This is a genomic window from Moraxella sp., from assembly GCF_024227015.1.
In the GTDB taxonomy this organism is placed as follows: domain Bacteria; phylum Pseudomonadota; class Gammaproteobacteria; order Pseudomonadales; family Moraxellaceae; genus Moraxella.
Genome location: NZ_JAAELD010000108.1, coordinates 1 through 12,559 on the forward strand (window position 1 = coordinate 1; position 12,559 = coordinate 12,559).

At 47.8% G+C, this 12,559-nt stretch carries 10 protein-coding genes, 2 tRNA genes and 1 pseudogene; 4 read left to right on the plus strand and 9 right to left on the minus strand.

The window, feature by feature from the left end; genetic code table 11:
* The coding region (locus tag GY683_RS02295) for a DUF805 domain-containing protein (protein WP_297287207.1) at positions 1-453 on the plus strand (453 nt) is incomplete at its 5' end.
* A 229-nt stretch (positions 454-682) separates the two neighbouring features.
* On the opposite strand, the gene GY683_RS02300 is transcribed toward GY683_RS02295, so the two are convergent.
* The 3 genes and pseudogenes from GY683_RS02300 to rplY form a co-directional block, all read right to left on the minus strand.
* Positions 683-1,699: a calcium/sodium antiporter gene (locus tag GY683_RS02300; RefSeq protein WP_297287208.1), complete on the minus strand. Its 1,017-nt coding sequence runs from the start codon at positions 1,697-1,699 to the stop codon at positions 683-685.
* Between the two features lie 47 nt (positions 1,700-1,746).
* Positions 1,747-2,325: an aminoacyl-tRNA hydrolase gene (pth, locus tag GY683_RS02305; RefSeq protein ID WP_297287209.1), complete on the minus strand. Its 579-nt coding sequence runs from the start codon at positions 2,323-2,325 to the stop codon at positions 1,747-1,749.
* A gap of 129 nt (positions 2,326-2,454) precedes the next feature.
* Positions 2,455-2,745, minus strand: a pseudogene (gene rplY, locus GY683_RS02310) (50S ribosomal protein L25); the annotation flags it as partial.
* 364 nt (positions 2,746-3,109) lie between these two features.
* Here rplY and putP point away from each other — a divergent pair.
* A complete protein-coding gene (putP, locus tag GY683_RS02315; RefSeq protein WP_297287210.1) occupies positions 3,110-4,585 on the plus strand; it encodes a sodium/proline symporter PutP in 1,476 nt (491 codons plus the stop codon).
* Positions 4,586-4,725: 140 nt separating this feature from the next.
* Here putP and GY683_RS02320 read toward each other — a convergent pair whose 3' ends face one another.
* The 6 genes from GY683_RS02320 to GY683_RS02345 all read right to left on the minus strand — a co-directional run bounded on the left by GY683_RS02320 (position 4,726) and on the right by GY683_RS02345 (position 9,557).
* On the minus strand, positions 4,726-5,679 hold the full coding sequence (locus GY683_RS02320) for a ribose-phosphate pyrophosphokinase (protein WP_297287211.1): 954 nt from the start codon (positions 5,677-5,679) through the stop codon (positions 4,726-4,728).
* Between the two features lie 184 nt (positions 5,680-5,863).
* Positions 5,864-5,939, minus strand: a tRNA-Gln gene (locus GY683_RS02325).
* Between the two features lie 28 nt (positions 5,940-5,967).
* A tRNA-Gln gene (locus tag GY683_RS02330) sits at positions 5,968-6,043 on the minus strand.
* A gap of 94 nt (positions 6,044-6,137) precedes the next feature.
* Positions 6,138-7,004, minus strand: coding sequence for a 4-(cytidine 5'-diphospho)-2-C-methyl-D-erythritol kinase (gene ispE / locus GY683_RS02335; RefSeq protein ID WP_297287212.1), 867 nt, complete (start codon positions 7,002-7,004; stop codon positions 6,138-6,140).
* Positions 7,004-7,567 carry an outer membrane lipoprotein LolB gene (locus tag GY683_RS02340; protein WP_297287213.1) on the minus strand — a complete coding sequence of 188 codons (564 nt, stop codon included), beginning with the start codon at positions 7,565-7,567 and terminating at the stop codon, positions 7,004-7,006. The genes ispE and GY683_RS02340 overlap by 1 nt, the downstream gene beginning before the upstream one ends.
* A gap of 16 nt (positions 7,568-7,583) precedes the next feature.
* A complete protein-coding gene (locus GY683_RS02345) occupies positions 7,584-9,557 on the minus strand; it encodes a tetratricopeptide repeat protein (protein WP_297287214.1) in 1,974 nt (657 codons plus the stop codon).
* A 240-nt stretch (positions 9,558-9,797) separates the two neighbouring features.
* On the opposite strand from GY683_RS02345, the gene hemA reads away from it, so the two are divergent.
* Both hemA and GY683_RS02355 read left to right on the plus strand, forming a co-directional pair.
* A complete protein-coding gene (hemA, locus tag GY683_RS02350) occupies positions 9,798-11,114 on the plus strand; it encodes a glutamyl-tRNA reductase (protein WP_297287215.1) in 1,317 nt (438 codons plus the stop codon).
* A 130-nt stretch (positions 11,115-11,244) separates the two neighbouring features.
* Positions 11,245-12,372, plus strand: a complete 1,128-nt coding sequence (locus GY683_RS02355; RefSeq protein ID WP_297287216.1) for an aminotransferase class V-fold PLP-dependent enzyme — start codon at positions 11,245-11,247, stop codon at positions 12,370-12,372.
* Positions 12,373-12,559 lie beyond the last annotated feature (187 nt).

The window sequence follows — 12,559 nt, forward strand, 5'->3', positions numbered from 1 at the left end:
AAGCAAACTAAGCAAACTAAGCAAACTAAGCAAACTAAGCAAAAAGCAAGAAATAAAGTATCCGGGGTGTCAAAAAAGGGGAGAGGCATCAATATTTCGACAGAAGAGAAGTGCTTTAAAAAAGCTTCTGAGGAAAACCATGATGATTTTGTAATCAAAGTTGAGGGGCGATTGCGAAGATTAGATTATATAGTCCTTAGCTCCGTAGTTACTTTTTTCGGTATCTTGGCTGCATATTTTTTATACGGCACCTCGCTAGTATTTTTATCTTGGTTTATTACCATGGCAATCCAGGCTTTTCTTGCAGCTAAAAGATTGCAGGATGCTGATATCAATCCTGGATGGTCGGTTATAGCTTTTATTCCTTTTGTGAGCATATTGGGCTGGTTATTGTTTATTTGTTTGCCAGGAACAAAAGGTGACAATCAGTTTGGCAAAGACCCAAGAGTTTGACTTTTGATAAGAGTGTATAGTAAAAACTTTAACTTGTTGATAACTTATTATTGCTCGTCATGTAGTGCCATCCGGGTTTGGAAATATAAAATTGATAGATGGCTTTATTGGAAATACCTACGTTGGAAATTTAGTTTCTATGTTATTGCTGGTATTTTGCATTTACTTTGTATAATTAGAACAAATAAACCGCTCAAATGAGCGGTTTATTTATGGATGGGCGGGTGGTTTATGCACCTAAGGCACTCATGGCAAGCCAAGTGCTATAACCGATAAAACAAGCGATAAAACCAACACCAACCCCGCGTCCTAGTTTGCCATTGCCTCTTAGGGCGAATGCGCACAGAAGGAACAGTAAAGCAGTGATGGCACACATTACCATTACATCGCGGCTAAGCACTTCGGCTGCGACCGCCATGGGTTCAATGGCGGCAGCGATACCTACGACAGCCAGTGTGTTAAATAGGTTCGAGCCAAGCACGTTACCCAAAGCCAGATCAAACTCACCACGACGAGCAGCGATGATGGAAGAGATAAGCTCAGGCAGACTGGTGCCGATGGCAACGATGGTAAGCCCGATAATCAAGTCTGACAGTCCCCACAGTGTGGCAAGCTCAACCGCACCCCAAACGATCAGGCGTGAGCTGCCAATCATGACGAACAGCCCAACAATCAATCTAAATAGCGACTTACCGACGTGTACTTCATCTGGGTCGGGCAGTTCATTATCTTCTTCTGCTTCTTCCTCTGCTTCCTCGTAGGCGGCAAGTATCGAGCTTTCTTTGGCGGCTTTGGCGTGCGTCTTGGCGATGTAGATCTGAGTGGCGATATTAACTAACATGACCGCCAATAAGATGATCGCATCCAATCTGCTAAAATGCCCATCCAGCATCAGCACCACGGTGAGAATGGTCGCACCGATCAGCCAGGGGAAGTCAAGTTTTAGGGCGTCTTTTTGGATGGCGATCGGTGCGATGAGTGCTGTCACACCAAGCACGAGCGTGATGTTCACGATGTTTGAGCCATAAGCATTACCTAATGCGATACCAGGACTGCCTGCCAATGCTGACAGCGCTGAGACGACCATCTCGGGCGCTGACGTACCCACGCCGATGATGAGTGCGCCGATGAGCATCTTGGGCATGTGGTATTTGGTGGCGATGCCAACCGCGCCATCAATGAACGCATCGGCGCTAAAGATAAGCAGTACCAAGCCCAGAGCGACCGCCAATAAAGAAAGTATCATAAAAATTCCAAAAATTAATCAAAGTATCAGCCGATACCGTAGTAGGATCAGCTAAGTTTAAATCCGTTGATGGCGTTTCTTGCCTTGTCGAAGTCGCCTGCCATGATGAGATTAAGATTATCTAGGGCGCAGTCTAGTGCTTTATCAATGCTGATGCCATCATCGCTGCTTGGCTTAGACAGCACCCAGCCGCTGACTTTGCTGGCGTGACCAGGATGCCCGATGCCGATGCGCAGCCGATGAAAATCTGCACCGATGTGTGGCACGATGTCTTTAAGGCCGTTGTGCCCGCCATGTCCGCCACCTGTCTTTAGACGAATACTGCCAGGCGCAATATCCAGTTCATCATGTGCGATGAGAATCTCATTGGGTGCGATGTTATAAAACTTCGCCAAAGGCGCAACCGCAAGCCCCGAACGATTCATGAACGTGTCGGGCTTTAGCAGGCGAACGTCTTGACCAAAGATCGTACCGCGACCCACATCGCCATGAAATTTCTTGTCGTGGCTTAGGCTGATGCCGAATTGCTCGCTGATTTTATCAACAAACCAAAAGCCCGTATTATGGCGTGTGTCTTTATATTCGTTGCCTGGGTTGCCAAGTCCGACGATTAATTTAATGCTCATTGTGTTCTTAGTGAAATGAAAATCAATGCGTATTATAGTCAATTTTATCCCAAGAGTGAACAAATCTTTGACACAAAAAAAGCCAGTAGATGATCTACTGGCTTTTTGTCGTATCAGCGATTAAGCTTTACGTTGGAAGTCCACGTGTAGTGGGAAGCCTTTTGATGGGTGGCGTTGAAGTGCTTTGATTACAACTTCTTCGTTGCCGCCTTCAAGAGCAAGCGTTGTGGTGCTTGAGAAGAACGCTTCGTCTTCTAGCGCTTTAACCAATTCGTTGGTTTTTACGCAGATAGAAACTGGCTCACCTTTGCCGCCATAGATGATGGCAGGTACTAGGTTTTCTTTACGCAGGCGGCGGCTCGCACCTTTGCCCTGCTCTTCTGCAGAACGTACTACAGCATTTAGAGTATAGCTCATGATGATTCCTTAAAATGGGAAATAAAAATAAATTCAGACTTGCGACCAGTCTGTCATTTCCTATTGCTTAGCATTAGAAAATTAGTGAATAATTATACTAAAAATTCACCAAAGTAGCAAAGGATTTTGGCGTGTTTAAGCCAAATGGCGCTTAAAAATTGCTCAAATACACAAAATTTTGCATATTTTTAGGCTTATTTTTCATTAATTGAGAGAAATTCTCAATTAATACTACAACTTTGGTAGCATTTTGTTATATAATAGATACGTTTGTTACAAAACGTTATGCCGTCATTGGATTATTTAATAAATCATTGGAATGATTTGAGATGGCACTGATAATTTTTATTTTTTGAAGGAGAGTCCCATGAGTTCTGTGGCGACTGGTGTATGGATTTCTTTGGCGATTTATTTTATTTTGATGATTGCCATTGGGGTGTACGCCTATTTTAAACAACAAAACGACGTCGAAGGCTATATGCTGGGCGGTCGTCAATTAAGCCCTGCGGTAGCAGCATTATCGGCAGGTGCGTCGGACATGTCGGGCTGGTTGATCTTGGGTCTGCCTGGTTATATGTATGCTTCGGGCATCGTGAGCCTGTGGATCGCTGGCGGTCTGACACTGGGTGCGTTCGTGAACTATCTATTGGTTGCGCCGCGTCTGCGTGTATTTACGGAGATTGCAGATAATGCATTGACCCTGCCTGACTATTTCTCGAACCGCTTTAATGACACGTCGCACCTACTTCGCATCATGTCAGCGGTGGTGATTATCGTGTTCTTTACTGTTTATACCGCAGCGAGTCTGGTCGGCGGTGGTAAGCTGTTTGAAAGCTCGCTAGGCATGTCGTACGATCTGGGTATCTGGCTAACAGCAGGTGTGGTTGTGGCTTATACGCTGTTTGGCGGCTTCTTGGCGGTGTCTTTGACGGACTTCGTGCAAGGTGTGATCATGCTGGTTGCGATGTTGCTTGTGCCGATCGTAGCATTCAGCGAGATTGGTGGCTTGTCAGCAGGCATCGAGGTGGCGCGTTCTGTGAATCCAGAGCTGTTTAACATCATGAGTGGCGTGACCGTCATGGGTGCGATTTCGCTGGCAGCATGGGGTCTAGGTTACTTCGGTCAGCCGCACATCATCGTGCGATTCATGGCGATCCGCTCGGTAAAAGACGTACCAACTGCGCGTAATATCGGCATGAGCTGGATGATTGCCAGCTTGATCGGTGCGCTGATGGTTGGTCTGTCTGGCGTTGCTTACATTCACAATCACAACATGGAACTGGCTGATCCAGAGACGATTTTCTTGGTATTCTCACAGCTGCTGTTCCATCCTTTGATCTCAGGTTTCTTGCTTGCGGCGATTTTGGCGGCGATCATGAGTACCATCTCAAGCCAGCTGCTGGTGGCATCAAGCTCATTGACGCGTGATATCTATAAGTTGTTCTTGGATAAAGACGCATCAGAAGCTCGCCAAGTTCTGGTAGGTCGTATCTGTGTTGTGGCGGTTGCACTACTTGCTATCTTCATCGCAGGCAACAAAGACAGCTCTGTACTTAAACTGGTCTCGCACGCGTGGGCAGGTTTCGGTGCTGCGTTTGGTCCGTTGGTACTGCTTAGCCTAATGTGGAAACGCATGAACCGTAACGGTGCTTTGGCGGGTATGATCGTCGGTGCGCTAACAGTCATCATATGGGTATATGGTGGTTTTGAGATCAATGGTCAGCCTGCCAACGATGCGATCTACTCGATCATGCCAGGCTTCTTATTAAGTGCGATTACAACTGTCGTGGTGAGTCTGATGACCGCACCACCAAAAGACTTTATTGTAGAGCGCTTTGAATAGATGGAACAAGGTTTAAAATAAAACCTGCCACCCTCATCAAAAAAACACCGTCAACTAGGCGGTGTTTTTTATTGCGGTGCATTGCGTGCATATAATTAAAGCCCGCCATAGGCGGGCTTTAATGATCAAACGTTATCTAATCACACACCGTAGTCGAACAGGGCGCTGATAGATTCTTCGTTATTGATACGACGCAGACTTTCTGCCAGTAGTGAAGCAATGCTTACTTGGCGGATTTTTGGGCAAGTCTTGGCATTTTCTGACAATGGGATGGTGTCAGTCACCACGATCTCGTCTAGGGCAGAATTGCTGATGTTATCGATTGCCTTGCCTGATAGGACAGGGTGGGTGATGTAGCCCACCACGCGACGTGCGCCGTTGTCTTTTAGGGCTTGAGCGGCTTTGCACAGTGTGCCCGCAGTATCGACGATATCATCGATGATCACGCAGTCGCGACCATCAACGTCACCGATGATGTGCATGACTTGAGATTCATTGGCACGAGCACGACGCTTGTCGATAATGGCAAGGTCGGCATCGCCAAGTAGCTTCGCCATTGCGCGTGCACGCACCACACCACCTACGTCGGGTGATACCACCATTAGGTTGTCGTAGTTTTGTTGTTTTAGGTCGCTTAGTAGAATAGGGGTGCCGTATAGGTTGTCGACAGGTACGTCGAAGAAGCCTTGGATTTGGTCGGCGTGCAGATCCACGACCATCACGCGGTCGATGCCTGAGATTGATAGCATGTCTGCCACGACTTTGGCAGAGATTGGCACACGAGCTGAACGTGGGCGACGGTCTTGGCGAGCATAGCCAAAATATGGAATCACTGCTGTGATACGACCTGCGCTAGAGCGACGAAGCGCATCAGCAAGCAGTACCACTTCCATCAAGTTATCATTGGTCGGTACGCAGGTAGGCTGTAGGATGAATACGTCCTTGCCGCGCACATTTTCTTTGATTTCAATGGCGATTTCCCCATCAGAAAAGCGCGTGATGTCGGCTTTGCTTAGTGGGATATGTAGATGGTCGGCGACAGTCTGGGCAAGCTGTGGATTAGCACTACCTGAAAAGATGGCCATATATGACATACGTGGTTCCTATAAAAAGGCTGAAAGAATAGAACGCGCATATTTTAGCATTTTTTGCGGAAATTTTGCAGGTTTTTGGCGATTTTTCTTGTAACTGCTTTGGAGGTTCAAACAAAATCAAACAACAAAAAAGCCAATTCCGAAGAACTGGCTTAATTGCTCATGTTAGCAAGCTAACTGAATATGGCAGAGGTAGCTGGACTCGAACCAACGAATGTCAGGATCAAAACCTGATGCCTTACCAACTTGGCGATACCCCTAGAAAGTTTTTAAAAAAACTTTAAAAAATGGCAGAGGCGGCTGGACTCGAACCAACGAATGTCAGGATCAAAACCTGATGCCTTACCAACTTGGCGACGCCCCTATATAGGCGGATAATTATACCGAATTTTTTGGAAGATGCAAGCGTTTTTTATAAAAAATTTAAAAATTTTCAATCTTTTAAAAAACGCCCGCAGTCAGCCCTGCGTGCCATATAGACTATGGCAAATAATGGCACGACAAGGTGCGCCCTGTTGCCATCTGGTGGCGTGATCCAAATCTTCTGTGCTGAGTGGTAAAAAAACAGCGCTGCCCGTGCCTGTCATGCGCGGCGTTGATTGGCTGGGTAGACTGTGTAGATAATCTAGCGCGTCTTTGACAGATGGGCTATCTTCGGCAGCGATGGCTTCAAAGCAATTATGAAAAGGTGCGATTAATGATCTTTCAAAACCTGCTTGTTTAGACTCAAGCCCATCCATCAAGGGTGAGTCTTTGCTAAGCTTAGCATGCTTAAAAAAATGCGCGGTAGCAAGGTGCGCATCAGGCATGAGCAAAAGATAAACGCGTGATCGCAGGGCGATGGGCGATAATATCTCGCCAATGCCTGTGGCGATGGCATCCGAGCGATGTGCATGCGCAAAAATAAAAAATGGCACGTCTGCGCCTAGGCTTGCACCGATATCAATCAGCTCTTTGGTGGATAAACCCAGCTGCCAAAGTTCATTTAAAGCGATGAGTGTGGCGGCGCAGTTCGATGAGCCACCGCCAAGCCCTGCGCCTGTGGGGATGTGTTTGTCTAGGGTGATTGTTATGGGTGTCGTGCGCTCAGGATGTATCTTGGCGAGGGCATGAGCTGCCTTAACGATGAGGTTGTCATCAAGACTTGAGGTTAGGTGATCAGCGCCTAAGAGCGTAACCAGCTGATCGCCATCTGTGGGTTCAATCTCAAGATAATCGCCAAAATCAAGCGCGCGAAACACACTTTGTAAGTCATGATAGCCATCTGTGCGCACGCCTGTGATGTGCAAGAACAGATTGATTTTAGCAGGTGAAAAAATACGCATCATTGCATATGAGTCATCGTCATCACCACGCGATGACCATCGGTGTGAGTGATGCGTAGGCGGTTTGGCGTGTTGCCTTTGTATTCAAAATTCGCTGTCCAGTCGCCATTGGTTGCGCTAAGCAGGCGTCCTGCATCATCATGGCTGTGATTACTGTCGCTAGGAGCAGCGCGCCCAACGATCCAATAAGGCAGCTGGCTGATCGGTGCTTGCCAGCCTGTGGCACGCAGCAGTAGCTCTTCTGGGGTTGATGCGTTGATCTCGCCTGTGCGTTCACTGGTCAGCGTGGCAGTTTTGCCATCAAAACTGATTGATGTAGCGCCAATACCAAGTGCGCCTGTCAGGTCGATGGCGAAACGTTCAGCATCTTGCGTCCAAGCATAAAATGCAGTGCCAGATTGGTTGCCTTCGGCAGATGCGCTGGTGATGCCGATCTTACCGCCAATGCTAAATTTAATCGGTGCATTGATGGTCTGAGTCGGTGCAGGTTGTGTCTTTGGCAGTGTTTGACAGCCGGCTAATGCAGCAACTGCAGCAGCGGCAAGAAGAATTTTGGTATTCATGGCAATCCTTGTGGGGTTAATAGCTTTGAGTGTCGGTGCTGGTTGGCGCTTCACTGTCTTGATTTAAATTATACTTGTTCTGAAGCTCTGTGAGTAGTCGCTGCACAGTGTCATCATCACCCAAGCCTTGATAAGCACGGAGCAGTAGGATGCCTGCATCTAAGTCAAGCGAGACTTCATAAGGTGCTTGTAGTAGGTTGATGATGGTTTTGTAATCACCTTTGACAAGTGCGTTCTCGCTCAGCATGATCAGCGCCTCTAGCTGTAGATCCTTGTCATACAGTGGGTCATCAGCGCGAATAGTACTGATGCTCTGCGCGATGGCCAGCGCCTGCTCATCATTAGGGTTCTGTATGAGTGCTAACTTCGCTGAGGCGAGCTGATAATTTGGGTTGTGCTCATCTAGGCTTAGCAGCTTATTGATGGTGAGGCGTTTCTCGGTGTCATCCAGATCATCTTCTAACAGCTGATAACTGGCAAACAGCAGCCTATCATCGTCAGGGTATTGACGATTGGCCGTCATGAGTATGTCTCTGGCAGACTGAATATCGCCTTGACGCAGGTGGATTTCGGCTTGCAGGATATAGCTGTCGGCAGCATAGATTTCGTATTCGTCGCGCAGGCGCACTAAGGTCGACATCGCGGCTGAGACATTATTATCAAGCAAATAGAATCCCACGACTTTGGTGCGCGCATCTAGCACAAAGTCGTCATTTTTTACACGTTCATAATGGTATCTGGCGCGCGCCACATCGCCCAATCTCTCATTAGCAATACCTAGGTAATAATGCGCCTGACTGGCAAAGTCGGCATTTTTGGTGAGCGGGGTTAATAACTCCACCGCCTGTTGGTATTCGCCAATATCAATGCCAACCAAGCCCGATAATAGTATCACGTCGGGGTCTTGGGTGTTTTTGTGTGCGGTCAATAGAAGTTGCCACGCGTCTTTTAGGTTGCCCATATTGATGAAATGGCGAATTTCGTAGAGGTATAATGAAGTCTCGTTGGGCAGCAGGCGGCGCTTGGTGTGTAGGAATTTCCACAGCTCATCCGTGCGATTCGCGGCGCTTAGAATGTCTAGTTTTAGGTTGATGAATGCAAGGTTCTTGGGTTCGGCTTTTAGCGCGTCGTTGATGTACAGCAGTGATGCATCATACTCGTCTAGGCGCATGAGCAGACCTGCGCGCAGTACCGCAACCGATGCATTGGCGCTGTCGATGTTCTGCAGTGCGTAGAACAGTTCGCGCTGATCGGTAGGATTATTTGGGAAAATACTACCAAAAATCTGTGACAAATCCGCCTTAGAATCATAATCCAATATCATCGCAAGCATCTGCACGGCTTGATTGTAGTCGTGCGCCTTTAATGCTAGATGCGTGACATAGAACCACGCAGGGGTGTGATTTGGGTTTTTGGCTTGCCATGCGGTGGCAAAGGCAAGTGACTCAGCAGGCGTGTCGTATTCGATAGATAGGCTAAGTGCGCGCTCAAACACACCCGTCGCATTCGCCTTAAAAGACTCCGCCTTATAGATGGCAAGCGCTGTCTCGACATCGCCGCGATCAGCTGCGAATTCGGCGGATAACAGCGCATATAAATCAGGCGCGCCAAGCATCGGCTCGCTATCATCAGCCAGCAGTGTGTCATCAAGCAGAACGCTTGGCAGATCGCCGATGTTCGACTCGTAATGCTCATCATTGCCATCGTCGGCAAGCTGTACCGGCTCGTCGTCTTCGGTGACATCGACATGAGTGTCTTGGGTGGGTGGCTGCTTATTATCTTCGTCGCTTTTATAGAAAGGGAGTATTATCTTTAATAATGGGTCAAATACGCCTGCCTGCGCAGAATGCATGTGCGACATCGATAGGGTAAAGCACAGAAATAACGCCAGTCGTTTTTTGTTGGTTTTTTTGGCGTGCATGACACCTAAAGAGGACGCAGGGCGACTCTTTTTGATGGGGTGTTTGCAAATCCAAAATAAAAGGTTCATAAATAGCGTTTTTCACCCGGATGGGCAACAAAAATAATGAATAACTGACTTATTATAAAAGGATTTTTAATAAGTTCAAGCCTTTAGGTGTTATTGCGTTGTTTTTTCTCTAAGTGGATGCTTTTGTTGGTAATTTTGTCACAAATTACCCAAAAGCTGTTATAATAGACAATTTATGATTAATTTTTGATGGTTTAAATCAATAACATTCATCAAAAATCCAGCTTTTTTAGAGTTGTAATGAAATTAGCCGTCGTCGGAGTCAATCACAAAACCGCGCCCGTCGAGCTTCGTGAGAAGTTATCGTTCGGGCAGGATTTGTCGTGCGCCATTGATGAGTTAAAGGCGATTACGGACGGCTCTGTCATCGTCTCAACCTGTAACCGCAGTGAGATCTATGTCAAGCTGCCAGATGATGCTGTGTATGATGACGAGCTTGAGATTAGTGATGCAGCCCAGAGAGTTCGAGCTTGGCTTGCACAGTTTAAGGGTCTGAATCTTGACGACATTGCGCCATTTCTATACATCTATGAAGACAATCGTGCGCTGAATCACTGGTTGCGTGTCGCGGCTGGGCTAGATTCGATGATTCTGGGTGAACCACAGATTCTAGGGCAGATTCGCCAAGCAGTCGCTCAGTCACGAGAATCTGGCGGCATGGGGCGCGGGTTTGATTGGCTGACTCAGCAGGTATTTGCTGCAGCGCGTGCGGTGCGCCGAGATACCAAAGTGGGTGCGCAGGCGGTGACGCTTGGCTTTGCCACTGCCAAGCTGGTTACGCAGATTTTTGATGAGCCAAGCCGCTTAACCTTCATGTTGGTGGCGGCAGGCGAGATGAATCGATTAGTTGCGCATAATGTCGCTGCGCTTGGCATGGGGCGCATCATCATCGCCAACCGCAGTAAAGAGCGTGCCGAGAACTTAGCAGCAGAGCTGCATGAGATGGCAAAAGCAGCCAATCGCAGTGTGCAGATTGACCTTGTGCCACTGACTGAATTGGGTGCGCACATCGCCGATGCAGACGTGATCAGTAGCTGTAGCGGTAGCATGGATGCGCTCATCACACATGGCATGGTAAAGGCGGCGCTAAAAGCCCGCCGACATCGTCCCATGCTAATGGTTGATTTGGCGGTGCCAAGAGACATTGAGCCGAGTGTAGGCTCGTTTGATGATGTTTATCTATATTCGGTGGACGACCTGCAACACGTCATCGCAGGCAATCTTGAAGAACGAAAACAAGCCGCCGTCGAGGCTGAACTGATGGTCAGTCAGCTGGTGCTGGATATCGAGCATCAGATGCATGTGCAGACCGCTCGCACTCAGATCACCGCCTATCGACAAACCGCCGAAAACCATAAAGAGCGCTTACTAAATACCGCCTTAGCTCGCCTATCTGATGGCGATGATGCTGCCGAGGTCGTCAAAGAGCTTGCTCGCACGCTGACGCAGACACTGACCCACGCACCCTCTAAGCTAATCCGCCACACTGCCCAAAACAGCGAAGCTGATGTGCTTGAGATGGTGACGCACGCCCTAAATCACGCTTATCGCGACTAGCATTCTTTATTTTCCTCCTCGATTCTGCCAATTATCACGAAACTCAAGCATTTAGTGTGCTTGGCAGTTGATTTTTGCGCCCAAGATTGGTACATTGATGCAAAAGTTTGGTGAAACCAAGGAGAAAATGATGCCTGCTTTGAGAGATGATATCGATCCTAATGGACTTTTGGAATATTCAGTGGTCTATACCGACCGCGCACTGAATCACATGTCAAAGGTATTCCAAGAAGTCATGCGTGACTTATCTGTAGAATTAAAATCACTATATAATGCCGATGCAGTCGCCATCGTTCCTGGATCTGGAACGTCTGGCATGGAATCTGTGGCGCGCGCTTTGGCCAAGGATAAGGATTGTCTAATCATCCGAAATGGCTGGTTTAGCTACCGCTGGACGCAGATTTTGGATGCAACAGGCGTGGCTAAGTCAAGCGAAGTATTCTGTGCAAGCCATGCCAATGACGAAAAAGCCGTATTCGCTCCCGCTGATATCGAGGCGGTGACAGCCGCAATCCGCAACCAAAAACCTGCCGTGGTGTTCGCTCCGCACGTCGAGACAGCTTCTGGCATGATGCTAAGTGATGAGTATATCCGCGCTCTAGGTGAGGCGGTGCATGAGGTGGGTGGACTGCTGGTGATTGACTGTATCGCCTCGGGCTGCATCTGGCTTGACATGAAGGCGCTGGGCATCGATGTGCTGATCAGCGCCCCACAAAAGGGTCTATCTAGCACCCCGTGCGCTGGCCTTGTGATGATGTCTGAAGATGCTCGTGAAGCGGTGCTAGACAGCACGCCGAGCAGTTTTGCGCTGGATTTAAAAGCATGGCTAAACATCATGACAGCGTACGAAAATGGCGGACATGCCTATTATGCCACCATGCCAACCGATGGACTTAAGCAGCTTAGAGATGCGCTGTTTGAGGCGAAAGCTGTCGGCTATGATAAGCTAAAATCTGCACAAGTTGAGCTTGGTAAAGGCATCTTGGCGGTACTAAATGATAAAGGCATCCAAAGCGTTGCCCATCCCGACTACCAAGCGCGCGGTGTCGTGGTATGTCATGCGCCAAATGAGGCAATACATAAAGGCGCGGCATTCGCAGAGCAAGGGATACAAATCGCTGCTGGTACGCCGCTACAAGTTGGCGAACCTGAGGGTTATCAGAGCTTTAGAATCGGGCTGTTCGGGCTAGATAAGCTAACTGATGTTGATGGTGCGATTGCACGATTTAAGGCAGCTGCTGATAAAGTATTTGGCTAATAAAATAACCCCTTGATGATTCAAGGGGTTATTGATTTGATGGAAGTCTTTTACGGGAAAATTAAGTGAGCCAAACTTGAACATATATCAACTTTTATTTTTGGATATTTAAAATTTGGTCATCTTTAGAATGGCTGTTCTTTTGATGTTAAGTGAAACCATAAAAATTGTGCTATCATTTGAAACA